Genomic DNA, 25,802 nt, shown 5'->3' on the forward strand with positions numbered 1-25,802 from the left:
TCATTTCAAATAGATAAATCGCAACCGAAGGCCGGAATGTTAAGCACAGGCGCTCAACAACATAGTTGGGCACCCGACCATCAACTAAATCAACGGGCTACTGCACTCTAGCGCCTCCACCGTAAAAACGAAGCGTGGCACACACCTCAAAGAGCAAAGCGGGGATTATTGATAATTAATGAGGGTTATTTTCTTGCGACGGATGCGACTGTTCGCAATGATCCGGCCCCGCCCGCTGAAGCGGCTAATGCCAGACCGGGAACAAGTGCCTTCGGCTCCATCCCCCACTCGCTTCCGGCATGGGTTCGTCAGCGGACACTATCCACAGCGGCAGAATTCCAGCCTGCGTCATCAGGCGGAATATTCGACTGCTCCTATACTACAAGCCACCCTGTTACCTATTGAGTTTTAGTAGGTACCTCGTTGAATTTTCCCTACCTGAAAGAAGGCGTTAGTTGTTAACGCCTGGACGACGGACCATCGATCCTGCGTTCAAGATTTACGGGTAGGGAAGAGTGAACTTCAACTGGCTGGCTAACCTGGTGACACCGCAAGGAGTTCGAAAATGTTGCGCACTAACATTTCCGCTAGAGCACTGTCCGGTGGTTTGCTCGATGTACTGATACGCGCCGGGCTCATTACGGTGCTGGTACTGTTCTGCTTCCAGATCTTCCACCCCTTCCTCAACCTCATGCTCTGGGCACTGATTCTGGCCATCACGCTGTATCCCCTGCATGCGCTGATCAAGCGCAAGGTGGTCAACAAGGACGGTCGTGCCGCCACCCTGATCGTGGTAGTCGCCCTGGCCTTGCTGATGGTGCCGATCTACCTGCTGGGCACCTCGATCAGTGAGTCGATCCAGGGCACCCTGGCTATCCTCAAGTCCGATTCGCTGCAGATTCCGCTACCCAGCGAAAAAATCGCGTCCCTGCCGCTTATTGGCCAGCCGCTCTATGACTACTGGATGCAGGCCGCCACCAACATGAGCAGCGTGTTCATGAAGCTGATGCCCTATATCAAGTCAATCGGCCTGACCTTGTTGGGCAAAATGGCTGACGTTGGTGTGGGTTTTCTGTTGTTCATCGGCGCCCTGATCATTGCCGGCGTGTTCATGGCCTATGGCGAAAACGGCGAAAGAAGCGCCCTGGCCATCACCTCGCGCCTTTCCGGACCGGAGCGTGGCCCACGTATCACCGAGCTCTGCACCGCAACCATCCGCGCGGTGGCCCAGGGCGTGGTAGGCATCGCGTTCATTCAGATGTTGCTGGTTGGTGTGGGTTTCGTGCTCATGGGTGTCCCCGGTGCCGGCTTGCTGGCGATGGTTGCGCTGCTGATGGGGATCATGCAATTGCCGGTGCTGCTGGTGACCCTTCCGGTGATCGCTTATGTCTTCGCCACCGAAGGGACGAGCCTGGCCACTGTTGTGTTTGGCATCTATAGCCTAATCGCCGGGATGGCCGACAACGTCCTCAAACCGTTGATGCTTGGCCGCGGCGTCGATGTCCCCATGCCGGTGATTCTGATAGGCGCCCTAGGTGGCATGGTCAGTGGCGGCTTCATCGGTTTGTTCATCGGTCCGGTTGCACTGGCGGTGGGCTACCAACTGTTCTGGCAGTGGGTCCAGGACCAACCGACTGTCGAGGCAATGAACGAGACACCCGAGATCGAGGCTGTGAACGAGACACCGAAGATAGAGGCAATGAACGACCAGCGTCCTGTTTGAGGAGTTTGCGCTTGATGCCACGCCCTGCTCGCATCAGCCGGCTTCTGCTCTGTGGCACCGTCGTTCTGGGGGGCTGTGTGCAACTGGGCCCGGATTTCCAGTCGCCGGCCCAGCCCTGGGTCGACCACTGGAACACCCCTGCCCTGGAAATCGCCGGCCAACAACACGCACAACCTGACAGCCGCCAATGGTGGCGCGTGTTCAACGACCCGGTGCTGGACCATTTGATGGCCGAAGCCGATGCCCACAACCCCGACCTGCACGTCGCTGGCCTGCGGGTCATGGAGTCCCGGGCACAATTGGGTATCGCCCTGAGTGGACGCTACCCGCAATTGCAGCAGGCCAGTGCCGACAGCCTGTACCTGAACCGTCGACAGTCGGGCGGTACTAACCCCCAGGACACGCATTTCTGGCAACACAGCGTCGGCTTCGATATCGGCTGGGAGCTGGATTTCTGGGGGCGTTTCAGCCGTGCCATCGAGTCGGCCGACGCCTCCTGGTTTGCCGCCCAGGCCAACTATGAAAATGCCTTGGTGCTGTTGCACGCGCAGCTGGCGCAAAACTACTACGCCTTGCGCACCGCCGAGGCGCGCCTGGCCATTGCCCGCAGCAACGCCAAATTGCAAAAACGCAGCTACGAGATCACCGAGCGCCTGTTCAACAGCGGAGCCGAAGCCGAACTCGATCTGCAACAAGCCAAAACCCAGTACCTGGGCACCCTCAGTACCATCCCTGATTTCGAAAGCCAGGTGGCGAGCTTGCGCAATGCGTTGTCCACCCTGATCGGCCAGCCTCCCGGCACAATCCCTGATCTTGATCGCTACACCGGGGTGGTGCCTCTGCTCGATACCGCGGTCTTGCAGGATGTGCCTGCCAACCTGTTGGTGCGGCGCCCCGATGTTCGCGCTGCCGAGCTGCAAGTGGCGGCGCAGTCGGCATTGATCGGCGTGGCCGAGACCGACCTCTATCCCTCCATCAGTCTGCTGGGCAGCATCGTCTGGTCCGCCAGCTCGCTCAATGGTGCGTCCAATACCCTCGACCTGGTGGCCGGCCCCAGTCTGCGCTGGGATATCTTCGACCATGGCCGGATCACCAACAACGTCCGCGTGCAGGATGCCCGCTTGCAGCAATTGATCGTTATCTACCAGGACAGCGTGCGCCAGGCTGCACGCGAGGCCGACGATGCCGCGACCGGCTTGATCAAGGCGCTGGAGCGCGACCAGATCCTCAGCGATGCATCGGTGGCCGCCGAACGATCGGTGACCCTGGCCAACGCCCAATACCGCGAGGGCTATTCGGATTTCCAACGTGTACTGGATGCCCAGCGGGCCCTGTTTGCCCAACAGGATATCTACCTGGTCAACCGTGGCACCGCCGTCAACAGCCTGATCGCCCTGTACAAGGCCTTGGGCGGAGGCTGGTACAGCGACCAGCCGATGGTCGACCCGGCCACACGCAAACAAATGCAAGAACGGACCGATTGGGGCGATTTGCTCGACGAACCGAAGGAAAGTGCCCATGACTGACAGCCAACAACCGGTCGACGAGAAAGCCCCGGCACCCGCCGCCGACCCTGCGAAAAAAGCGATCAATTGGGTGGTGCTGCTGATCATCCTGAGCCTGGTCTGGTACCTGATGGCCGACCGTTACACGCCCTACACGCAACAGGCACGGGTGCAGGCCTTCATTGTGCCGGTGGCCGCCGAGGTATCCGGCCGGGTGACCAAGGTGCATGTGCGCAACAACCAGGACGTGAAGGCCGGCGAATTGCTGTTTGAAGTCAACCCGGAGCAGTACCAGATCGCCGTCGATCGCGCCCGCGCCGACCTTGAATCGACCCGTCGCCAGGTGGGCGCCAACACCGCCGGCGTCGACTCCAAGCAAGCGTCCCTGCGTGCATCCCAGGCCAACGAGCTCAAGGCCCGCCAGGACATCCAGCGACTGGAACGCCTGTACCGCGAAGACCCGGGCACCATCTCGCTGCGACGCCTGGAGATTTCCCGCGCCACCCTCGAAGAGTCCATCAGCCAGGTCGCTGCAGCCAAGGCCGAAGTGCAACGGGCACGGGAACAACAGGGCGGTAACGAATCAGAAAACGCCCAGTTGCTCAGCGCCGCCAGCAACCTTGAAAAAGCCGAGCTGGACTTGAGCAATACCAAAGTCCACGCGCGCTCGGCCGGCCTGATCACCGATTTGCGCACGGATGTCGGCCAGTTCGCCGCCGCCGGTGCGCCGGTGATGACCCTGATCGCCATCCACGACGTGTGGATCAGCGCCGACATGACCGAAAACAACCTGGGAAGCGTCCAGCCCGGGACGCCGGTGTCCATCGTCCTCGACGCCCTGCCGGGGAGAATCTTCAAAGGCCATGTGCGCAGCGTCGGCTATGGCGTTGATGTCGGCCAGACCACCCAGCCGGGCAGCCTGCCGAAAGTGGAGAACAGTCGGGATTGGCTGCGCCCTGCCCAGCGATTTCCGGTCATCATCGAGTTCGAGCCCGGTGAGTTGACCAGCCCGCAAGGCATCCGGGCCGGCGGGCAGGCCGAAGTCATGGCGTTCCCGGGTGAAGGTAATCCGCTGAATATTCCCGGTCGCCTGTTCCTGCGCCTGATGAGCTGGATGTCCTATGCGTATTGAGCGCCCGGCCCGGGTTCAGCGCGCCCTGCGCCTGAGCTTCGGCACGGCGCTGTGCCTGGCGGCGAGCTTTGGTCTGGCCCTGCCCATCCCGTTCCTCGCGCCGATGCTGGCGCTGATGATGCTGGCGGCGATGAACCGACCGTTGCCGTTCAAGGCCAGCCTGGGTCTGATCCTGATCCTTATGCTGACCACCGGGACCGGCCTGCTGCTCATTCCCCTGCTGCGTTACTACCCGTTCAGTGGCGTGTTGCTGGTCGGACTGTGTCTGTTCCTGGCCTTTGGTTATGGCCTGCGCGGCGGCAACCCGCTGGTGGCGACCTTCCTGGTGGTGGGCCTGACCTTGATCAGCTCGGCGGGAACCGCTGAATTCGCCCTGGCGCTTGAGGTGATCGTGGCCCTGGTCAAGGGCCTGTTCCTGGCCGTCACCACGCTGACCATCAGCCATTGGCTGTTTCCCGACCCCGCCAACGCCCCTGCGGCCAAACCCGGCCCGAGCCTTACCCCAACCGAAAGCAGTTGGCTGGCGCTCCGGGCCACGCTGGTGGTGCTGCCAACTTTCCTGCTGGCCATGATCGACCCGGCCAGCTACCTCCCGATCATCATGAAAGCCGTCAGCCTCGGCCAACAGAGCTGCGCAACCAGCGCCCGCAGCGCCGGCCAGGAATTGCTCGGCTCGACCCTGCTCGGCGGCCTGATGGCGATTTTTTTCTGGTGCGCGCTGAGCCTGTTCGTCAACCTGTGGATGTTCTTTCTGTGGATGTTGCTGTTCGGTTTGCTGGTGGCCAGAAAACTCTATGGCCTGGCCCGGACCCGACAACCACCGAGTTTCTGGCTCAACAGCCTGGCGACCCTGATCATTCTGCTCGGCCAATCCGTGCAGGACAGTGCCGCGGGCAAAGATGTCTACACAGCCTTCGCCATCCGCATGGGCCTGTTCATCCTGGTGACCTTGTACGCCTGCGCCATGGTCCATCTGCTGGACACGCGGCGCCAGCGTCGAATGACGACCGCCTAGAAACAGAAAAACCCCCTGAGAAGGGGGTTTTTCATCTGTGGATAACTTATTCCACAGTGACCGATTTCGCCAGGTTGCGCGGCTGGTCAACGTCGGTGCCCTTGAGTACGGCGACGTAGTACGACAGCAGTTGCAGCGGGATGGTATAGAGAATCGGCGACAGGATGTCGTGGATGTGCGGCATGTGCACCACGTGAGTGCCTTCGCCGTTGGTCATGCCGGCCTTCTCGTCAGCGAAAACGATTAACTGGCCACCACGGGCGCGGACTTCCTGGAGGTTGGACTTCAACTTCTCCAGCAGCTCGTTATTCGGCGCCACGGTCACCACTGGCATGTCGTTATCCACAAGCGCCAACGGGCCGTGTTTCAGCTCGCCGGCTGGATAGGCTTCGGCGTGGATGTAGGAGATTTCCTTGAGCTTGAGCGCCCCTTCCATCGCCACCGGGAACTGCGCGCCACGGCCGAGGAACAGCGTGTGGTGTTTCTCGGCGAACAGCTCGGAGATTTTTTCCACGGTGCTGTCCATGGCCAGCGCTTCGCCCAGACGGGTCGGCAAACGACGCAGTTCTTCGACCAGCGTTGCTTCGACACCTTCGGCCAAGCTGCCACGAACCTGCCCCAGGGAAAGCGTCAGCAACAACAGGCCAACCAACTGCGTGGTGAAGGCCTTGGTCGAAGCCACACCGATTTCGCGACCGGCCTGGGTCAACAGGGTCAGATCGGACTCACGCACCAGCGAGCTGATACCGACGTTGCAGATCGCCAGGCTGGCGAGGTAGCCCAGTTCCTTGGCGTTGCGCAGCGCGGCCAGGGTGTCGGCGGTTTCGCCGGACTGGGAAATGCTCACGAACAAGGTGTCCGGCTGCACCACCACCTTGCGGTAGCGGAATTCACTGGCAACTTCGACCTGGCAAGGAATGCCGGCCAGTTCTTCGAGCCAGTAACGCGCGACCATGCCGGCGTGGTAGCTGGTGCCGCACGCAACGATCTGTACGTTACGCACTTTGGCGAACAGCTCGGCAGCCTGTGGGCCGAATGCCTGTACCAGTACCTGGTTCTGGCTCAGGCGACCTTCCAGGGTGCGCTGCACCACGGACGGTTGCTCGTGGATTTCCTTGAGCATGAAGTGGCGGAACTCGCCCTTTTCAGCGGCTTCGGCACCGTCGCGATACTGCACGGCTTCGCGCTCGACGGCCTTGCCGTCAACGTCCCAGATCTGCACGCTGTCGCGGCGGATTTCGGCGATATCGCCTTCTTCCAGGTACATGAAGCGATCGGTGACCTGACGCAGGGCCAACTGGTCGGACGCCAGGAAGTTTTCCCCCAGGCCCAGGCCGATCACCAGCGGGCTACCGCTGCGGGCTGCGACCAGGCGATCAGGTTGCTTCATGCTGATCACTGCCAGGCCATAAGCGCCGTGCAGTTCTTTGACGGTTGCCTTGAGGGCCACGGTCAGGTCGCTCAGATCCTTGAGTTTGTGGTTCAGCAGGTGAGCGATGACTTCAGTGTCGGTGTCCGAGGTGAACACATAACCCAGGGCCTTGAGTTGTTCACGCAGGGCCTCGTGGTTCTCGATGATGCCGTTATGCACCACCGCCAGGTCGCCGGAGAAATGCGGGTGGGCATTGCGCTCGCACGGCGCACCGTGAGTAGCCCAGCGGGTGTGGGCAATGCCCAGACGCCCGAGCAGTGGCTCGGCGGCCAGTGCTTGTTCCAGCTCACTGACTTTGCCCGGACGACGCACACGCTCGAGTTTTTCGTCGTTGGTGTAGACCGCCACGCCGGCACTGTCATACCCACGGTATTCCAGACGCTTCAGGCCTTCGACCAGGATGGCGGTGATGTTACGTTCTGCGACTGCGCCGACAATTCCACACATGCTATTTCTCCTGACTGACAGCCGCGCAGATCAAAGTGATGCCGCGGGCCTGAATCTGATCGCGAGCCTCTGATGGCAGGCGTTCATCGGTAATAAGGGTATGGACACTGCTCCAGGGCAGCTCCAGGTTGGGAATCTTGCGGCCGATCTTGTCAGCCTCCACCATCACGATCACTTCACGGGCGACTTCGGCCATGACCCGGCTCAGCCCGAGCAGTTCGTTGAAGGTGGTTGTACCGCGAACCAGATCGATGCCATCGGCACCGATGAACAGCTGGTCGAAGTCGTAGGAGCGAAGTACCTGCTCGGCGACCTGCCCCTGAAAGGACTCGGAATGCGGATCCCAGGTGCCACCGGTCATCAACAGAACCGGCTCGTGCTCAAGTTCGCTCAGGGCATTGGCGACATGCAGCGAGTTGGTCATCACCACCAGGCCGGGTTGTTGGCCGAGTTCAGGGATCATGGAGGCGGTGGTACTGCCACTGTCGATAATGATCCGCGCATGCTCGCGAATCCGCGCGACGGCGGCACGGGCGATGGCTTTCTTGTACTTGGAAACCGGCTGACCCAGGTCCGCGACCAGTTCCTGAGGCATGGTGATCGCTCCGCCGTAACGACGCAGCAACAGACCATTGCTTTCAAGCGCCGCCAGATCCTTGCGAATCGTAACTTCCGACGTTTCGAAGCGCTTGGCCAACTCATCCACACTGACTTCGCCCTGCTCATTGAGCAAGGCGAGGATGTTGTGACGACGCTGAGGTGTATTACGCTTCGACATGAGTTGATAAGTTTCGTTTCGAAAGATAACGGAAGCAATCAAAACCTATCAGCGAAACTTCGTCAAGCGCCAAGCGATAAAAAGAGCTGTGGATAAAGCAACGCGGGCAAGTCGGATCGCCGCTCCGGCTTGCCCGCGAATACAAAAGATCAGCCTGTGAATAACTTCAGACGATCACTCACCTGTGGACAACTCAGCCCTTCTTGATTTTCTCAGGCCGCTTCCAGCCATCGATGTTCTTCTGACGAGCACGCCCGATGGCCAGCTGGGATTTATCCACAGTCGAGGTAATGGTCGAACCGGCCGCCGTGGTCGCACCGTCCAGGATATCCACAGGCGCTACCAACGAGTTGTTGGAACCGATGAACACGTCTTCACCCAGCACGGTTTTCCATTTGTTGGCACCGTCGTAGTTGCAGGTGATGGTGCCAGCACCGATGTTGGTGCGCGCGCCCACTTCGGCATCACCCAGATAAGTCAGGTGACCGGCCTTGGCACCTTCGCCCAGGTGAGCGTTTTTCAACTCGACGAAGTTACCCACATGGGCTCGCGCTTCCAGCACGGAGCCTGGACGCAGACGTGCAAACGGGCCGGCATCGCTGCCTTCACCCAGAATGGCACCTTCGATATGGCTGTTGGCCTTGATGACCACGCCTTTGCGCAGGGTGCTGTCCTTGATTACGCAGTTCGGACCGATCACCACGTCGTCTTCGATGACGACTTTGCCTTCGAGGATGACGTTGATATCGATCAGCACATCGCGGCCTACGGTGACTTCACCGCGCACATCGAAACGCGCCGGGTCGCGCAGTGTTACACCTTGGGCCATCAAGCGGCGACCAGCGCGTAATTGAAAGTGACGCTCAAGCTCGGAAAGTTGCTTGCGGTCGTTTGCGCCCTGCACTTCCATCGCGTCGTGCGGTTGCTCAGTGGCCACCACCAGACCGTCCTTGACCGCCATTTCGATCACGTCGGTCAGATAATACTCACCCTGAACGTTGTTGTTTGACAGGCGACCGGTCCAGTCAGCCAGGCGATCCGCCGGGACTGCAAGAATACCGGTGTTGCCTTCGTTGATGGCGCGTTGAGCTTCGGTGGCGTCCTTGTGCTCGACGATGGCAGAGACCTTGCCATCAGTGCCGCGAACAATTCGACCGTAACCGGTCGCGTCGTCCAGTTCGACAGTGAGCAGACCCATTTGCCCTGGCACGACAAGCTTGAGCAGGCGCTGCAGGGTTTCGATTTCAATCAACGGCACGTCACCGTAGAGCACCAGCACGGTGTCGGCCTGAATGAACGGCACTGCTTGAGCAACGGCGTGACCGGTACCCAGCTGTTTATCCTGCAGGACGAAGTTCAGGTCATCCGCCGCCAGGCGTTCGCGCACGGCATCGGCGCCGTGACCGATCACGACGTGGATGCGCTGTGGATCAAGTTGCCGGGCGCTGTGGATAACATGGCCGAGCATGGAGTTACCGGCAATCGGGTGCAAGACTTTCGGCAAAGCGGAACGCATGCGCGTACCTTGGCCGGCAGCGAGAATTACGATTTCAAGAGACATGACTGGCTACCAATCCTGGGTGGTCAGCGGCTGCGACCAGGTTGTAAAAGTCGGAAAAGAAAAAAGGGTAGCCGAGGCTACCCTTTTTAATCAATCACACAACAAGTGCTGCCTTAGTGGCCGAACTTCTTGCGGATCTGCTGGACGGTGCGCAGCTGAGCTGCAGCCTCGGCCAGACGTGCGGCAGCAGAACCGTAATCGAATTCCGCGCCCCGCTCATGCAGTGCCTTCTCGGCAGCCTTGACGGCTTCCTGAGCGGAGGCTTCGTCCAGGTCGGCAGCACGTTGCACGGTGTCGGCAAGAACCTTGACCATGTTCGGCTGCACTTCGAGGAAACCACCGGAGATGTAATACACCTCCTCTTCCCCGCCCTGCTTGACCAGGCGGATCGGACCTGGCTTCAGATTAGTGATCAGCGGCGCGTGACCCAGAGCGATACCAAGATCACCCAGTGCACCGTGCGCAATCACCATCTCGACCAGACCGGAAAAGATTTCTCCTTCCGCGCTGACGATATCGCAATGGACTGTCATAGCCATCTGATTGCCTCAACCTAAATTAGCGCCCGTTGCCGGGCGCCGGGATTACAGTTTCTTGGCTTTCTCGATCGCTTCTTCGATGCCGCCAACCATGTAGAACGCTTGTTCTGGCAGGTGGTCGTAGTCACCGTTGAGGATGCCTTTGAAGCCAGCAATGGTGTCTTTCAGGGAAACGTATTTACCCGATGCACCGGTGAAGACTTCAGCCACGAAGAACGGCTGCGACAAGAAGCGCTGGATCTTACGAGCACGGTTTACCAACTGCTTGTCGGCTTCCGACAGCTCGTCCATACCCAGGATCGCAATGATGTCCTTCAGTTCTTTGTAACGCTGCAGAACGTACTGAACGCCGCGAGCGGTGTCGTAGTGGTCCTGGCCGATCACGTTCGGGTCCAGCTGGCGCGAAGTCGAGTCGAGTGGATCGACCGCCGGGTAGATACCCAGGGAAGCGATGTCACGGGACAGAACGACGGTAGCGTCCAAGTGGGCGAAGGTGGTCGCTGGCGACGGGTCGGTCAAGTCATCCGCAGGTACGTATACCGCCTGGATCGAAGTGATCGAACCTTCCTTGGTCGAAGTGATACGTTCTTGCAGAACGCCCATCTCTTCAGCCAGGGTCGGCTGGTAGCCTACTGCGGAAGGCATACGGCCCAGCAGTGCGGATACTTCAGTACCGGCCAGGGTGTAACGGTAGATGTTGTCGACGAACAGCAGAACGTCGTTACCTTCGTCACGGAACTTCTCGGCCATGGTCAGGCCAGTCAGTGCTACGCGCAGACGGTTTCCCGGCGGCTCGTTCATCTGACCGTAAACCAGTGCCACTTTGTCCAGAACGTTGGAGTCCTTCATCTCGTGGTAGAAGTCGTTACCCTCACGAGTACGCTCACCCACACCGGCGAACACGGAATAACCGCTGTGTTCGATGGCGATGTTACGGATCAGTTCCATCATGTTTACGGTCTTGCCTACACCGGCACCACCGAACAGACCGACTTTACCGCCTTTGGCGAACGGGCAAACCAGGTCGATAACCTTGATGCCGGTTTCCAGCAGGTCGTTGCCGCCTGCCTGTTCAGCGAACGAAGGCGCTGGACGGTGAATGCCCCAACGCTCTTCAGTGGCGATAGGACCAGCTTCGTCGATCGGGTTGCCCAGAACGTCCATGATCCGGCCCAGAGTCGCTTTACCGACCGGTACGGAGATGGCTGCGCCAGAGTCGACAACGTCCAGACCGCGCTTCAAGCCTTCGGTGGAACCCATCGCAATGGTACGAACCACGCCGTCGCCCAGCTGCTGCTGAACTTCCAGGGTGGTCCCGGCCGCGCTTTGTACAGTCAGCGCGTTGTAGATGCTCGGTACGCTGTCGCGTGGAAATTCCACGTCGATAACGGCGCCGATGATTTGAACGATACGTCCGCTACTCATAGCTGGATCCTCTGAATATTTGAACCGTTAAACCGCGGCAGCGCCGCCGACGATTTCCGAGATCTCTTGGGTGATCGCAGCCTGACGCGCCTTGTTGTAGACCAGCTGCAAATCGCTGATCAAATCACCGGCGTTGTCGGTAGCGTTCTTCATCGCGATCATCCGCGCAGCTTGTTCAGCCGCGTTGTTCTCGACCACCGCCTGGTAGACCTGCGACTCCACGTAACGGACCATCAAGCCGTCCAGCAGCTCCTTGGCATCCGGTTCGTAGAGATAGTCCCAGTGGTGCTTGAGGTCTTGATCCGGGGTTGCCACCAGTGGAATCAACTGCTCCACGGTAGGCTGTTGCGTCATGGTGTTGATGAACTTGTTGGACACCACGGACAGGCGGTCAATACGGCCGTCCAGGTAGGCATCCAGCATCACCTTGACGCTGCCGATCAGATCATTGATCGACGGCTCTTCACCCAGGTGGCTGATAGCTGCAACGACGTTACCGCCGAAGTTACGGAAAAAGGCCGCACCCTTGCTACCAACGACACACAGATCGATCTCGACGCCGTTTTCGCGGTTTACCGCCATGTCCTTGACCAGGGCCTTGAACAGGTTGGTGTTCAAGCCGCCGCACAGACCACGGTCACTGCTCACTACGACATAACCGACACGCTTGATTTCGCGGTCGATCATGAACGGGTGGCGGTATTCCGGGTTGGCGTTGGCCAGATGCCCAATTACCTGGCGGATACGCTCCGCATAAGGACGGCTAGCAGCCATGCGCATTTGTGCCTTGCGCATTTTGCTGACCGCCACTTTTTCCATGGCGCTGGTAATCTTTTGCGTGCTTTTGATGCTCGCAATCTTACTGCGAATCTCTTTTGCGCCTGCCATGTAACACCTATCAGGTTAGCAAGCGGGAGCCTTGCGGCTCCCGCTGCGGCTTACCAGGTTTGGGTGGCCTTGAACTTCTCGATACCGGCTTTCATGCCAGCGTCGATTTCGTCATTGAAGTCACCTTTCACGTTGATCTTCGCCATCAAATCGGCGTGATCGCGGTTGAAGAAAGCAATCAGCGCTTGCTCGAAGCTGCCGATCTTGGCGATTTCAACGTCAGTCAGGAACCCACGCTCAGCGGCATACAGCGACAGCGCCATGTCAGCGATCGACATTGGTGCGTATTGCTTCTGCTTCATCAGCTCGGTAACGCGCTGACCATGCTCAAGTTGCTTACGGGTCGCTTCGTCCAGGTCAGAAGCGAACTGGGCGAATGCCGCCAGTTCACGGTACTGAGCCAGAGCGGTACGGATACCACCGGACAGCTTCTTGATGATCTTGGTCTGAGCGGCACCACCCACACGGGATACCGAAACACCGGCGTTCACTGCAGGGCGGATGCCCGAGTTGAACATGGCCGATTCCAGGAAGATCTGACCGTCGGTGATGGAAATCACGTTGGTCGGAACGAACGCGGAAACGTCGCCAGCCTGGGTTTCGATGATCGGCAGTGCGGTCAGGGAACCGGTTTTGCCGGTCACTGCGCCGTTGGTGAACTTCTCTACGTATTCTTCCGAAACGCGGGATGCGCGCTCCAGCAGACGGGAGTGGAGATAGAACACGTCGCCTGGGTAAGCTTCACGGCCTGGTGGACGGCGCAGCAGCAGGGAAATCTGGCGGTAAGCCACTGCTTGCTTGGACAGATCGTCATAAACGATCAGCGCGTCTTCACCGCGGTCGCGGAAGAATTCACCCATGGTGCAACCGGAGTACGGTGCCAGGAATTGCAGCGCAGGAGATTCCGAAGCACTGGCAGCCACGATGATCGTGTTGGCCAGGGCGCCGTTTTCTTCCAGCTTGCGAACCACGTTGGCGATGGTCGATTGTTTCTGACCGATCGCTACGTAGACGCAGTAGATGCCGCTGTTCTTCTGGTTGATGATCGCGTCGATCGCCAGAGCGGTTTTACCGATCTGACGGTCACCGATGATCAGCTCACGCTGGCCACGGCCGACAGGGATCATGGCATCGACAGCCTTGTAGCCAGTCTGTACAGGCTGGTCTACCGACTTACGCCAGATCACGCCCGGAGCAACTTTCTCGACCGCGTCGGTCTCGGTGTTGCCCAGTGGACCTTTGCCGTCAACAGGGTTACCCAGTGCGTCGACTACGCGACCCAGCAGTTCCTTACCAACCGGAACTTCCAGGATGCGGCCGGTGCACTTGGCGCTCATGCCTTCAGCCAGAGACTGGTATGCGCCCAATACAACGGCACCTACGGAGTCTTGCTCCAGGTTGAGGGCCATACCGAAGACGCCGCCCGGAAACTCGATCATCTCGCCGTACATTACGTCGGCCAGACCGTGAATCCGCACGATACCGTCAGATACGCTGACGACAGTGCCTTCGTTACGGGCTTGGGAGGTCACATCGAGCTTGTCGATGCGGCCCTTGATAATTTCACTTATTTCGGAAGGATTGAGTTGCTGCATTGCTCTGCTGCCCCTTCAAACTCAAGATTTCAATGCTTCGGCAAGTTTCGCGATTTTGCCGCGAATCGAGCCATCGATAACCAGGTCGCCGGCGCGGATGACGACACCACCAATAAGGGCAGCGTCCTCCGCAACTTGCAGGCGCACTTCCCGGTTGAGTCGTGCACTGAGAACCTTGGCGAGTTTGTCTTGCTGTTCTTGGTTCAATGCGAAAGCACTGGTGACTTCAACGTCTACCGACTTCTCTTGTTCGGCCTTGTACAGGTCGAACAGAGCGGCGATCTCCGGCAACAGCGGGAGACGGTCGTTTTCGGCAACGACGTGGATGAAGTTCTGTGCCTTGGCATCAAACTTGTCGCCGCACACGTCAATGAACGTGGCGGCCTTTTCTGCGCTCGTCAGTCGCGGGGCCTTGAGCACGCGCTGCATGGTGTCGTCTTCCGACACCGCTGCAGCCAGGCCGAGCATGGCTGACCAATTGGCCAGTTGCTGGTGGGCCTGAGCGTGCTCGAAGGCCGCCTTAGCGTAAGGTCGGGCCAACGTGGTCAGTTCTGCCATGATCGCCCTCGCTTAGATTTCAGCAGCCAGTTGGTTAACCAGCTCTGCGTGCGCGTTTTGATCGATTGTGGCACCCAGGATCTTCTCGGCGCCGCCGACTGCCAGCAAGCCCACTTGGGCACGCAGCGCGTCTTTGACACTGTTCAGTTCCTGTTCGATCTCGGCCTGAGCCTGAACCTTCACACGGTCAGCGTCGACACGGGCTTTTTCAACAGCCTCTTCGACAATCTGGTTACCGCGTTTCTTGGCTTGCTCGATGATTTCAGCTGCCTGAGCTTTCGCTTCGCGCAGTTGGTGACCCGCTTTCTCTTGGGCCAACTCCAGGTCGCGAGCTGCACGGCTGGCAGCGTCCAGACCATCAGCGATCTTCTTTTGACGTTCGTGCAGTGCCGCAATGACCGGAGGCCATACGAACTTCATGCAGAACAGTACAAAAATCAGGAACGCAACGGACTGGCCAATCAGGGTCGCATTAATGTTCACGCCAACACCTCGCAGTTACGTTGTCCATCACACCAAATTACCCGGAAGATCCGAGTAATTAGCCAGCGATTTGACCAACGAACGGGTTCGCAAAGGTGAAGAACAGAGCGATACCAACACCGATCATGGTTACGGCGTCGAGCAGACCGGCAACGATGAACATTTTAACTTGCAGCATTGGAACCATTTCTGGCTGACGCGCTGCGCCTTCCAGGAACTTGCCGCCCAACAGGCCGAAACCAATTGCGGTACCCAGTGCGCCCAGGCCGATCAACAGTGCAACAGCGATAGCGGTTAGACCAACTACAGTTTCCATCTTTCCTCCCGACTTTTACGTCGTATGGTTTAGGTTTTTTAGATTAAAGCGGTAAAACAAATCGTTTCAGATGCCCCGTAAAGAGCACCTTCCCGTTTTACCGGGAAGGACATCAGACTAGTCGAGACTGGTCTTAATGGTTTTCTTCGTGCGCCATCGACAGGTAGACGATGGTCAACATCATGAAGATGAACGCCTGCAGGGTGATGATCAGGATGTGGAACACAGCCCACGCCCACTGCAGAACAACGCCCAGGCCACTAAGCCAGAGCAGACCGCTGCCGAACATCACAGCAATCAGAATGAAGACCAGCTCGCCGGCATACATGTTGCCGAACAGACGCAGAGCCAGGGAGATCGGCTTGGCGATCAGGGTCACGAATTCCAGCAGGAAGTTCACCGGGATCAGCAGGGCCTGAACGAAGATGTTCTTGCTGCCGAACGGGTGCAGGGTCAGTTCGCCGATGAAACCGCCGAGGCCCTTGATCTTGATGCTGTAGAAAATGATCAGCGCAAACACCGTGAAGGCCATGGCCAGAGTAGCGTTCGGGTCGGTGGTCGACACGGCGCGGAACGGGATGTGGTGGTCGCCGGAGATCAGGATGGCCAATTGAGGAATCCAGTCGACCGGTACCAGGTCGACGGCGTTCATCAGGAACACCCAGACGAAGATGGTCAGTGCCAACGGTGCAATCACCGGGCTACGGCCATGGAAGCTGTCTTTCACGCTGCCATCGACGAATTCGACCAATACTTCAACGAAGTTCTGCAAAGCACCAGGCTGACCCGAGGTCGCTTTCTTTGCCGCCATGCGGAAAAGAAGAACGAAGATCAGACCCAATGCGACCGACCAGCCGAGAGTATCGACGTGGAAAGCCCAAAAGCCCATTTCCTTGGCTTCTGCTGCGGAGTGGGCAAAGCCCCAGCCGCCGGTAGGGAGCTGACCGAAGGTCAGGTTCTGCAAGTGGTGCTGGATATAGCCCGAAGCGGTTGTTTCTGCCATGGTTGCCTCAAACGCCCTAAGGTCTCGAAAGTCTTGTTCTCATCAGCAGGGGAGCGAACCAGCTGACCGACTGAGTCAGCACGAAGGCACCGAATACTGCAATCGGCGCCAGTGGCTTCACACCTGCAAACACCAGTGCAAACAGCACTGCCGTCAAAATCAGTTTGCCTGCCTCGCCGGCATAAAAAGACCGGACGATGGACTGGGCTGCTCGGGCGCCGGAAAACCGAAATGCCCTGTGAGCGAAATAAACATTGGGTAGCAAGGCTATCAGGCCTCCGCAGAGTCCCGAGTACCCGGCAACGACTCCATATCGGTACCAGAGCGCCAAAGCGGCGATCAGCAACACGACAAATTGAGCCATTAACACCGGAAAAACTGCCAGGCGATGGAAGGGCAGGCGGTTTGGCGTGCGGGTTTCCATCACTTTTACTCTCCAATGGTCGGCTGCCGAAATTCAATAACTTGGCATAATTTGTGCCGACAAAATGCGCGCAGAGTATAGGGGCGGTTCTGCCCCTATTCAACTGTCAGGTAGTGATTTCCGACTGCACGCTACATGAGGAAATGTTTCAGCGGATATGTGCAAGTACGCCTTGAAGCTCATCCAGTGAGTTGTAGCCAATCACCAACTGCCCTTTACCCTTCTTACCGTGGCGGATCTGCACCGCAGAGCCTAGGCGCTCGGCCAGGCGCTGTTCGAGACGGGCGATATCCGGGTCCGGTTTTGCCGGTTCAACAGGCTCCGGTTTGCCACTCAACCACTGGCGAACCAGTGCCTCGGTTTGGCGCACGGTCAGCCCGCGTGCGACAACATGTCGCGCCCCTTCAACCTGTTGAATTTCCGGCAAACCGAGCAAAGCACGGGCATGACCCATTTCCAGGTCGCCGTGGGACAGCATGGTCTTGATGACTTCCGGCAAGGAAATCAGGCGCAACAGGTTGGCCACGGTCACCCGGGACTTGCCCACGGCTTCGGCCACCTGTTGCTGGGTCAGCTGGAACTCCTGCTGCAAACGCTGCAGGGCCACCGCTTCTTCGATCGGATTCAGGTCTTCGCGCTGGATGTTCTCGATCAGCGCGATGGCGATCGCGGTTTCATCGGGTACATCGCGAACCATCGCCGGGATCGTTTCCTGCCCGGCTTGCTGGCTGGCGCGCCAGCGACGTTCGCCGGCAATGATCTCGAAGCGGCCGCTGCCGATCGGGCGAACCACGATGGGCTGCATGACGCCCTGGGCCTTGATCGACTGCGCCAGCTCTTCGAGCGCCTGCGGATCCATGTCACGACGCGGCTGGTACTTGCCGCGCTGGAGCAGATCCAGGGGAAGGTGTTGCAGCTCACGCTGGTCGGCTTGCGCCGCTTGTTCTTCCAGCGAGCTGACAGTCGGACCACTCAACAGAGCATCCAGTCCACGTCCGAGACCTCGTTTCTTGACGGCCATGGGGATTCCTTAAGTTGCCTGAGCAGCGGCGATGCGTGAGTTTTTGCGTTGACGACGAACCATTTCGCCCGCCAATGCCAGGTAGGCAACGGCGCCTCGCGATGCTTTGTCGTACGCCAGCGCCGGCATGCCGTAGCTTGGCGCTTCGGCCAGACGGATGTTTCGTGGAATAACGGTGTCGTAGAGCTGCTCGCCGAAGTGTTCCTTGAGCTGCGCCGAGACATCGTTCATCAGGCTCAGGCGCGGATCGTACATCGTACGCAGCAAGCCTTCGACCTTGAGGTTCGGGTTCAGCAGTTCAGCGATACGCTTGATGTTATCCACAAGGTCGCTCAAGCCTTCGAGTGCGAAGTACTCGCACTGCATGGGGATAATCACCCCGTCGGCGGCAACCAGTGCGTTCAAGGTCAGCATCGACAGCGACGGCGGGCAGTCGATCAAAATGTAATCGTAGTTTTCCCGGATCGGCGCCAGCGCGCTGCGCAGACGGCTTTCCTTCATCTGCATTTCCAGCAGAACCACTTCGGCCGCGGTGAGGTCGCGGTTAGCCGGCAACAACTGGTAACCACCGTGTTCGGAGAAGTGCATGGCCTGGGCCAGATCACATTCGCCGATCAGCAGGTCGTAGACCGAATTTTCCAGGCCATGTTTATCCACACCGCTACCCATGGTGGCGTTGCCCTGTGGATCGAGATCGATCAACAGCACCCGGCGCTTGGTCGCGACCAGGGATGCTGCGAGGTTGATGCAGGTGGTGGTTTTGCCCACGCCACCCTTTTGGTTCGCAATCGCGAATACCTTAGCCATTCTTGCTTGTGTTCCCAATCATGCCGTGCGGCGCAGTATCAGCAGATGGCGTTGGCCTTGGCAACCAGGTACGGCCAGGGCGTGTTCGCTATCGAGGTGGAAGTCTGCCGGCAATGCTACCAGCTCATCGGCCGGATGAACGCCCTTCATTGCCAGCCAGCGTGTTTCGCTATCGCCGAGGTGGCGAGTCCAGTTGCTGAAGTTTTCCATGCTGCTGAACGCCCGGGAAATGATCCCGTTGAACGGCTGGGCAGGCTGGAATGCTTCGACGCGACTGTGGATAACTTGCAGGTTATCCAGTTTGAGTTCGAGTTTGACCTGGGTCAGGAAGCGGGTTTTCTTGCCGTTGCTGTCCAGGCAGGTCACCTGGGACTCGGGAAACAGGATCGCCAGCGGAATGCCAGGCATGCCGCCGCCACTGCCGACGTCGAGCCAGCGACCGTTTTCGATGAACGACATCACGCTCAGGCTATCGAGCAAGTGACGGGAAACCATTTCGTCCGGATCACGCACGGCGGTGAGGTTGTAAGCCTTGTTCCATTTGATCAACAGGGCCAGGTAACCCAGCAACTGTGCGTGCTGGGTTTCTGTCAGCGTGACACCGAGTTGGCGAGCACCTGTGGATAACTCTTCTGCGTGTTGCGAAGTGACCAACGAACTCAAGCGCTTTGCTCCAACTGACGGCCCGCGCCGCGTTTTTTCAAATGAATCATCAACAGCGAAATGGCTGCCGGCGTAACGCCCGGGATACGCGAAGCCTGGCCCAAGGTTTCAGGGCGGGTCGTACCGAGCTTGCTCTGGATCTCTTTGGAGAGACCGGAAATATTCGTGTAATCGATATCCACAGGCAATTTGGTGTCTTCGCTGGCGCGCAAGCGGGCGATTTCATCCTGTTGACGATCGATGTAGCCGGCGTACTTGGTCTTGATTTCGACCTGTTCGGCGACTTGTGGATCTTCCGCGCCCCCACCGGTCACGGCGATCAGACCAGCGTAGTCGATTTCCGGACGGCTCAAGAGATTCAGCAGGTTGTATTCGTGAGTCAGTGGCGTGCCGAATTTTTCGGCAATGGCATCGCCCTGTTCGGTGCCCGGGCGAACCCAGGTGCTTTTCAGGCGCTGCTCTTCCAGTTCGATGCTTTCACGTTTTTTGCAGAAAGCCGCCCAGCGCACATCATCCACCAGGCCCAGTTCGCGACCTTTTTCGGTCAGGCGCAGGTCGGCGTTGTCTTCGCGCAGGATCAGACGGTATTCGGCGCGGGATGTGAACATCCGGTAAGGCTCCTGGGTACCAAGGGTAATCAGGTCATCGACCAACACACCGATATAGGCCTCGTCGCGACGCGGGCACCAGGCCTCTTTGCCTTGTGCACGCAGTGCGGCGTTGGTCCCGGCGAGCAAACCCTGGGCACCGGCTTCTTCGTAACCGGTTGTGCCGTTGATTTGCCCGGCGAAGAACAGGCCGCCGATGACTTTGGTTTCCAGGCTGTATTTCAGATCTCGTGGATCGAAGTAGTCGTATTCGATGGCATAGCCCGGACGCACGATGTGCGCGTTTTCCATGCCGCGGATCGATTGCACGATCTGCAATTGCACGTCGAACGGCAAGCTTGTGGATATCCCGTTCGGATACAGCTCATGGGTGGTCAAACCTTCCGGTTCGATGAACACCTGATGGCTTTCCTTGTCGGCAAAGCGATGGATCTTGTCTTCGATCGACGGGCAATAGCGCGGGCCGATGCCTTCGATCTCACCGGCAGCGGAATACATCGGCGAACGGTCGAGGTTCGCGGCAATGATTTCGTGGGTCCGCGCATTCGTATGGGTAATCCAGCAACTGACCTGCTGTGGATGCTGTTCCTTGTTGCCCATGAACGACATCACCGGGATCGGCGTATCGCCCGGTTGTTCGGACATCACCGAGAAATCCACAGACCGGCCGTCGATACGCGGCGGAGTACCGGTTTTCAAACGACCCACACGCAATGGCAGTTCACGCAGACGGTGAGCCAGCGCGATCGATGGCGGATCACCGGCGCGACCGCCGGAAAAATTCTGCAACCCGATGTGGATAAGTCCACCGAGGAACGTACCGGTGGTCAACACCACGGAATCGGCGAGGAAACGCAGACCCATTTGCGTGACAACACCACGGACTTGTTCCTGCTCGACGATCAGGTCGTCAGCGGCCTGTTGAAATATCCACAGGTTCGGCTGGTTCTCCAGGATTTCGCGGACAGCGGCCTTGTACAGAACCCTGTCTGCCTGCGCGCGGGTTGCTCGCACGGCCGGGCCTTTGCGGCTGTTCAACACGCGAAACTGGATTCCGCCTTTATCGGTGGCCATGGCCATAGCGCCGCCGAGGGCGTCGATTTCCTTGACCAGGTGGCTTTTGCCGATCCCGCCAATGGCCGGGTTGCAACTCATGGCACCGAGGGTTTCCACGTTATGCGTCAGCAACAGGGTTTTAACCCCCATACGTGCTGAGGCCAGTGCTGCCTCGGTACCGGCATGACCGCCGCCGATGACGATCACTTCAAAACGGGAAGGGAAATCCACCACGCACCTCGTGCCTGCTTAAGTAGGTAATTCAGGAATAGTTTGAGCTCAGGTTTTTGGACCTGGTCGACAAGTATAGGGACTTCGCCCTTCCTAAAGAACCCTTTGCACAAAATTTAACCAGCTGTGGAAAAGTCGGAGTTATAGAAATTAAAAAGAAAGAAATTTATTAAATCTTTGTTTTTATGTTTATTTCTATGCACCTTCCTTTCTGTGGATAGATTGATACAGCCCTTTGTATTCAATGTGTACAGAGATTCAAAACCCTGTGGTCATGTGCCTATGAGGCCCTTGGATAACCGGTGTAAGCCTGTGGATGAAAGGGGTGGTTATCCACAGAGGCGGTTATGTTCAGTTTTCGAGCCCTGTTATCAACTGACCTTAGCTGCGGTTATTCACAGGGCTTAATCCACAGAAAAGCGCCGTTTGCTCGAAATTCGGGCACAGGATTTGCGCTCAAGCAGACGAAGTCCGCTCGGCACTGGAGGTTTTTTTCATAAAAGGAGGGAGCAGACAGGCACGAATGGCCTGTCTGTTAATAACAGGAGGGCTATTTACCGATACAGAAGCTGGAGAAAATTCGCCCCAGCAGATCGTCAGAGCTGAAAGCACCAGTGATTTCCCCCAGTGACTGCTGAGCCTGGCGCAAATCTTCGGCCAACAACTCTCCAGCACCGGCCAGGGTCAATTGGGCACGGCCATGCTCGAGGGCGGCACTGGCATGACGTAGCGCCTCAAGGTGTCGCCGGCGAGCGCTGAAGCTGCTTTCGGAGGTTTGTTCATAGCCCATGCAAGCCTTGAGGTGTTCACGCAGCAGGTCCAGCCCGGCACCGCCGGACTTGGCGCTCAAACTCAAGGTGACATGGCCGTCCTCGCTGACTTCCAGGGCAATGGCTTCGCCCGTAAGGTCGGCCTTGTTGCGGATCAGGGTGACTTTCGCGGGATCGGGACGGATCTCCAGAAACTCCGGCCAGAGTGCGAAAGGATCGAGGGCTTCCGGTGCCGTGGCATCGACCACCAGCAATACCCGATCCGCTTCGCCGATGGCTTTCAAGGCACGCTCGACGCCGATTTTTTCAACATGATCATCGGTATCGCGCAGGCCGGCGGTATCCACCGCGTGCAGAGGCATGCCATCGATGTGGATATGTTCACGAAGCACGTCACGGGTGGTGCCGGCAATTTCGGTCACGATCGCCGCTTCACGCCCGGCCAGGGCATTGAGCAGGCTGGATTTACCGGCATTCGGACGACCGGCAATGACCACGGTCATGCCGTCACGCAGCAAGGCGCCCTGCCCGGCTTCGCGGATGACGGTGGATAACTCGTCGCGCACCTTGTCGAGCATGCTCAGGACGTGGCCATCGGCGAGGAAGTCGATTTCCTCTTCCGGAAAATCGATGGCCGCTTCGACATAGATCCGCAGGCCGATCAATTGTTCGGTGAGGTTATGCACACGTGTCGAGAAAGCGCCCTGCAGGGAGCGCAACGCGTTTCGCGCAGCCTGGGCAGAACTGGCTTCAATCAGGTCGGCGATGGCTTCGGCTTGGGCGAGGTCGAGTTTGTCATTGAGGAAGGCACGCTCACTGAATTCCCCCGGCCTGGCGAGACGGCAACCCAGTTCCAGGCAGCGCTTGAGCAGCATATCCAGAACGATTGGACCGCCATGGCCTTGCAGTTCCAGCACATCTTCGCCTGTGAACGAGTTCGGGCCGGGGAAATACAAGGCAATGCCCTGATCCAGCACCTCGTCGTTTTCACTGAAAAACGGACCGTAGTGAGCAAATCGCGGCTTGAGCTCGCGACCGCTGAAGGCCTTGGCCGCAACGCTGGCCAACGGCCCGGAAATACGCACGATGCCTACACCGCCGCGACCTTGAGCGGTGGCGACGGCTGCGATGGTTTCACGAGGAACGCTCATAAACCGGTATCCAGACAAAAGTGACAGATAGCAAAACGCCCCACTAGGGGGCGTTTTGAGTGGTTATCCACAGTGTAAATCAGGCAGCTGCTTTAGCGGCCGCTTCGATTTTACGTGTGATGTACCACTGTTGGGCGATCGACAGGCAGTTGTTCACTACCCAGTACAGCACCAGACCCGCCGGGAACCACAGGAAGAAGAAGGTGAAGATGATCGGCATCAGCTTCATCACCTTGGCCTGCATCGGATCCGGAGGAGTCGGGTTCAACTGCTGCTGGATGAACATGGTTGCACCCATGATGATCGGCAGAATGAAGAACGGATCCTTGATCGACAGGTCAGTAATCCACAGCATGAACGGCGCCTGACGCATCTCGACGCTTTCCAGCAGAACCCAGTACAGCGAGAGGAAAACCGGCATCTGCACGAGGATTGGCAAGCAACCACCCAGCGGATTGATCTTCTCTTTCTTGTACAGCTCCATCATGGCTTGCGACATTTTCTGCCGGTCATCGCCATGTTGCTCTTTCAGCGCGGCCAGTTTTGGTGCCACTGCACGCATGCGCGCCATGGATTTGTAGCTGGCAGCCGACAGCGGGAAGAAGATCCCTTTGATCAGCATGGTCAGGAAGATGATCGACCAGCCCCAGTTACCCACAATGGCGTGGATGTGTTGCAGCAACCAGAAGATCGGTTGGGCGATGAACCACAGAATGCCGTAGTCGACGGTCAGTTCCAGACCTGGGGACAACTCTTTGAGCACGGCCTGGCTTTTAGGACCGGCGTACAGAACGGCGCTGGTCTCAGCCTTGGCACCTGGCGCAACACTCATCGATGGACCGGTGTAGCCGATGATGTAGTTGCCTTTGCTGTCTTTACGGGTCTGGACGACGTTGTTTTCGCCCTTGGCCGGAATCCATGCGGTCACGAAGTAGTGCTGCAACCAGGCAACCCAACCGCCAGTGACGGTTTCTTTAACCGGCGCCTTGTCCATGTCCTTCATGGACACTTTCTTGTACGGCTCGGAACTTGTCCACAGGGCGGCGCCCAGGTAAGTCGCGGTGCCGGTAGCCGTGGTCGACGAAGGATCGGCGCTGGCGTCGCGCTTCAACTGGGCGAACATCGCACCGGTCCAGGGCTGGGCGCTCTGGTTGTCGATCAGGTAGGAAACGGTTACGTCGTACAAGCCGCGTTTCAGGGTGAAACGCTTGATGTAGTTGACGCCGTCCTTGCTGAACTTCAGGTCCACGACCAATTGGTCTTGACCGTCAGCCAGCTGATAAACCTTCTTCTCCGAGGAATAAACCGGACGACCGGCCGGATTTGCATCCGGACCGTTGGTGCCGATCAGACCGCTTTGCGCCAGATAAGTACGTTCACCGCCGTTATCGAACAACTGGAACGGAATTTCCGGGTGATCCTGACGACGCGGATACAGCGGCAGGGTCAGCTGGGCAACATCGCCACCTTGTGGGTCGACAGCCAGGTCCAGTACATCCGTTTTGATCTGGATGAGGTCCTTGCTCGCAGCCACCGGAGTTTCGGCAGGTGCGCTGGTGTCGCTTGCAGCACGTGGAATGTCGTCACTGGCGGAAGCGTTGGAGCCAGATGCCGTATCCGGCAGGCCCGATGCAGTCGTATTGGTGGCAACATTCTGAGTCGGCAGGGCAGCCTGGCCATAGTCCTGGTTCCATTTAAGAACCATAACGTAGGACACGATTGCCAGGGCGACGATCAGGATCGTGCGTTTGATATCCATGATTACTCGGCCATCGAAGAAGAACGGGAGGTAGGGATAGGTGGAACCGGGTCATAACCACCGGGATTCCACGGATGACAGCGACCTAAACGACGAAAGGTCAGCCAGCCACCGCGAAGAAGGCCATGATTTTCGATGGCTTCTAACGCGTAGCAGGAACAACTGGGGTAGAAACGACAGTGATCGGCCATCAGGGGACTAATGGCATAGCGATAAAACTGGATCGGAACGAGTGCCAGTTTACGCATCCGGACTGTCTACCCCTACAGGTTCGGTTTTGACTGCTGGTACCGGCGAACTGCGAGCCAGTCGTTTCCAGAGTTTGCCGAAATGCTGAATCAATTCGGGGTTTTCTACGTCACCCAAACCTTTGCGCGCGACGATAACAATGTCCCAGCCGACCAGAGAATCCTGGTTCAGGCGAAACGATTCGCGCATCAGACGTTTGAGGCGATTGCGCTCGACGGAGAGCTTTACGCTCTTTTTCCCGATAACCAACCCGAGACGGGGGTGATCAAGATCGTTGTTGCGCGCAAGGAGCAGGAGATTTTTCCCCGGAACCTTGCCGGTAGGGGAGTCAAAGACTGCCTTGAAATGCCGGGGGGTAAGCAGACGCTTTTCCCGACTGAAGTCCTGACTCACCTCCAGTGCCGGATTATCAAACTGCCAGACGCGCACGACCTTTGGCGCGACGACGCGACAGGACGGCACGACCGTTCTTGGTAGCCATGCGAGCACGGAAACCGTGGGTACGAGCGCGTTTGATAGTGCTTGGTTGGAAAGTACGTTTCATTGTCGTGTTACCTGGTTCGTCCACAACGGGCCGGAATGGCCCCCGTTTTAAGAGACCGGGGATTCTAGAGAAAGCAAGCCTTCAGGTCAATTTCCAACCAGCGTTTCCTTATAAATAGA

Annotated in this window: 25 protein-coding genes; 4 read left to right on the top strand and 21 right to left on the bottom strand. The window is 58.2% G+C overall.

The genetic code is table 11. The features are described from left to right. Nucleotides 1-565 precede the first annotated feature (565 nt). Genes PMI34_RS26085 through PMI34_RS26070 form a run of 4 tightly spaced genes read left to right on the top strand, consistent with a single transcriptional unit; the run spans nucleotide 566 to nucleotide 5,375 of the window. Nucleotides 566-1,723: an AI-2E family transporter gene (locus tag PMI34_RS26085; protein ID WP_008045656.1), complete on the top strand. Its 1,158-nt coding sequence runs from the start codon at nucleotides 566-568 to the stop codon at nucleotides 1,721-1,723. A 14-nt stretch (nucleotides 1,724-1,737) separates the two neighbouring features. Continuing rightward, complete coding sequence (locus tag PMI34_RS26080; RefSeq protein ID WP_008045658.1) at nucleotides 1,738-3,249, top strand: efflux transporter outer membrane subunit; 1,512 nt, start codon at nucleotides 1,738-1,740, stop codon at nucleotides 3,247-3,249. Then, complete coding sequence (locus PMI34_RS26075; RefSeq protein WP_008045661.1) at nucleotides 3,242-4,360, top strand: HlyD family secretion protein; 1,119 nt, start codon at nucleotides 3,242-3,244, stop codon at nucleotides 4,358-4,360. Before PMI34_RS26080 ends, PMI34_RS26075 begins: the two co-directional genes overlap by 8 nt. Next, nucleotides 4,350-5,375 (top strand): DUF2955 domain-containing protein, encoded by a 1,026-nt coding sequence (locus PMI34_RS26070; protein WP_008045663.1) that lies wholly within the window; start codon nucleotides 4,350-4,352, stop codon nucleotides 5,373-5,375. The genes PMI34_RS26075 and PMI34_RS26070 overlap by 11 nt, the downstream gene beginning before the upstream one ends. 46 nt (nucleotides 5,376-5,421) lie before the next feature. On the opposite strand, the gene glmS is transcribed toward PMI34_RS26070, so the two are convergent. The 21 genes from glmS to rpmH form a co-directional block, all read right to left on the bottom strand. Further along, nucleotides 5,422-7,254 (bottom strand): glutamine--fructose-6-phosphate transaminase (isomerizing), encoded by a 1,833-nt coding sequence (gene glmS / locus PMI34_RS26065; RefSeq protein WP_008045665.1) that lies wholly within the window; start codon nucleotides 7,252-7,254, stop codon nucleotides 5,422-5,424. A 1-nt stretch (nucleotide 7,255) separates the two neighbouring features. Continuing rightward, the gene (locus PMI34_RS26060) at nucleotides 7,256-8,032 is read right to left on the bottom strand and encodes a DeoR/GlpR family DNA-binding transcription regulator (protein ID WP_008045667.1); all 777 of its coding nucleotides are present in this window, start codon (nucleotides 8,030-8,032) and stop codon (nucleotides 7,256-7,258) included. 193 nt (nucleotides 8,033-8,225) lie between these two features. Then, entirely contained in the window at nucleotides 8,226-9,593 is a 1,368-nt protein-coding gene (glmU, locus tag PMI34_RS26055; RefSeq protein WP_081498020.1) for a bifunctional UDP-N-acetylglucosamine diphosphorylase/glucosamine-1-phosphate N-acetyltransferase GlmU, read from the bottom strand. A 113-nt stretch (nucleotides 9,594-9,706) separates the two neighbouring features. Then, entirely contained in the window at nucleotides 9,707-10,132 is a 426-nt protein-coding gene (locus PMI34_RS26050) for a F0F1 ATP synthase subunit epsilon (RefSeq protein ID WP_007969909.1), read from the bottom strand. Nucleotides 10,133-10,177: 45 nt separating this feature from the next. Further along, the gene (gene atpD, locus PMI34_RS26045; protein WP_008045671.1) at nucleotides 10,178-11,557 is read right to left on the bottom strand and encodes a F0F1 ATP synthase subunit beta; all 1,380 of its coding nucleotides are present in this window, start codon (nucleotides 11,555-11,557) and stop codon (nucleotides 10,178-10,180) included. A gap of 27 nt (nucleotides 11,558-11,584) precedes the next feature. Continuing rightward, entirely contained in the window at nucleotides 11,585-12,445 is an 861-nt protein-coding gene (gene atpG / locus PMI34_RS26040; RefSeq protein WP_008045673.1) for a F0F1 ATP synthase subunit gamma, read from the bottom strand. Between the two features lie 50 nt (nucleotides 12,446-12,495). Continuing rightward, nucleotides 12,496-14,040, bottom strand: coding sequence for a F0F1 ATP synthase subunit alpha (atpA, locus tag PMI34_RS26035; RefSeq protein ID WP_008045678.1), 1,545 nt, complete (start codon nucleotides 14,038-14,040; stop codon nucleotides 12,496-12,498). A gap of 21 nt (nucleotides 14,041-14,061) precedes the next feature. Then, a complete protein-coding gene (locus PMI34_RS26030) occupies nucleotides 14,062-14,598 on the bottom strand; it encodes a F0F1 ATP synthase subunit delta (protein WP_008045680.1) in 537 nt (178 codons plus the stop codon). 12 nt (nucleotides 14,599-14,610) lie between these two features. Further along, nucleotides 14,611-15,081, bottom strand: coding sequence for a F0F1 ATP synthase subunit B (locus PMI34_RS26025; protein ID WP_008045681.1), 471 nt, complete (start codon nucleotides 15,079-15,081; stop codon nucleotides 14,611-14,613). Nucleotides 15,082-15,139: 58 nt separating this feature from the next. Then, nucleotides 15,140-15,397 carry a F0F1 ATP synthase subunit C gene (gene atpE / locus PMI34_RS26020; RefSeq protein WP_003097235.1) on the bottom strand — a complete coding sequence of 86 codons (258 nt, stop codon included), beginning with the start codon at nucleotides 15,395-15,397 and terminating at the stop codon, nucleotides 15,140-15,142. 133 nt (nucleotides 15,398-15,530) lie between these two features. Further along, entirely contained in the window at nucleotides 15,531-16,400 is an 870-nt protein-coding gene (gene atpB, locus PMI34_RS26015; RefSeq protein ID WP_008045684.1) for a F0F1 ATP synthase subunit A, read from the bottom strand. 16 nt (nucleotides 16,401-16,416) lie between these two features. Then, the gene (locus tag PMI34_RS26010) at nucleotides 16,417-16,824 is read right to left on the bottom strand and encodes a F0F1 ATP synthase subunit I (RefSeq protein WP_008045685.1); all 408 of its coding nucleotides are present in this window, start codon (nucleotides 16,822-16,824) and stop codon (nucleotides 16,417-16,419) included. Nucleotides 16,825-16,972: 148 nt separating this feature from the next. Further along, the gene (locus PMI34_RS26005) at nucleotides 16,973-17,845 is read right to left on the bottom strand and encodes a ParB/RepB/Spo0J family partition protein (protein ID WP_008045687.1); all 873 of its coding nucleotides are present in this window, start codon (nucleotides 17,843-17,845) and stop codon (nucleotides 16,973-16,975) included. A gap of 9 nt (nucleotides 17,846-17,854) precedes the next feature. Continuing rightward, nucleotides 17,855-18,652, bottom strand: a complete 798-nt coding sequence (locus PMI34_RS26000) for a ParA family protein (protein WP_007969897.1) — start codon at nucleotides 18,650-18,652, stop codon at nucleotides 17,855-17,857. Between the two features lie 18 nt (nucleotides 18,653-18,670). After that, a complete protein-coding gene (gene rsmG / locus PMI34_RS25995; protein WP_007969895.1) occupies nucleotides 18,671-19,315 on the bottom strand; it encodes a 16S rRNA (guanine(527)-N(7))-methyltransferase RsmG in 645 nt (214 codons plus the stop codon). Continuing rightward, nucleotides 19,312-21,210 carry a tRNA uridine-5-carboxymethylaminomethyl(34) synthesis enzyme MnmG gene (gene mnmG, locus PMI34_RS25990; RefSeq protein ID WP_008045689.1) on the bottom strand — a complete coding sequence of 633 codons (1,899 nt, stop codon included), beginning with the start codon at nucleotides 21,208-21,210 and terminating at the stop codon, nucleotides 19,312-19,314. The genes rsmG and mnmG overlap by 4 nt, the downstream gene beginning before the upstream one ends. 550 nt (nucleotides 21,211-21,760) lie before the next feature. After that, entirely contained in the window at nucleotides 21,761-23,131 is a 1,371-nt protein-coding gene (gene mnmE, locus PMI34_RS25985) for a tRNA uridine-5-carboxymethylaminomethyl(34) synthesis GTPase MnmE (RefSeq protein WP_008045692.1), read from the bottom strand. Nucleotides 23,132-23,210: 79 nt separating this feature from the next. After that, complete coding sequence (gene yidC / locus PMI34_RS25980) at nucleotides 23,211-24,890, bottom strand: membrane protein insertase YidC (RefSeq protein ID WP_008045694.1); 1,680 nt, start codon at nucleotides 24,888-24,890, stop codon at nucleotides 23,211-23,213. Between the two features lie 2 nt (nucleotides 24,891-24,892). After that, nucleotides 24,893-25,138: a membrane protein insertion efficiency factor YidD gene (gene yidD / locus PMI34_RS27770; RefSeq protein ID WP_010565858.1), complete on the bottom strand. Its 246-nt coding sequence runs from the start codon at nucleotides 25,136-25,138 to the stop codon at nucleotides 24,893-24,895. Beyond that, entirely contained in the window at nucleotides 25,131-25,532 is a 402-nt protein-coding gene (gene rnpA, locus PMI34_RS27775) for a ribonuclease P protein component (protein WP_033063215.1), read from the bottom strand. Before rnpA ends, yidD begins: the two co-directional genes overlap by 8 nt. A 16-nt stretch (nucleotides 25,533-25,548) precedes the next feature. Further along, a complete protein-coding gene (rpmH, locus tag PMI34_RS27780) occupies nucleotides 25,549-25,683 on the bottom strand; it encodes a 50S ribosomal protein L34 (protein ID WP_003213577.1) in 135 nt (44 codons plus the stop codon). Nucleotides 25,684-25,802 lie beyond the last annotated feature (119 nt).

It is taken from the genome of Pseudomonas sp. GM74 (assembly GCF_000282455.1).
GTDB lineage: Bacteria > Pseudomonadota > Gammaproteobacteria > Pseudomonadales > Pseudomonadaceae > Aquipseudomonas.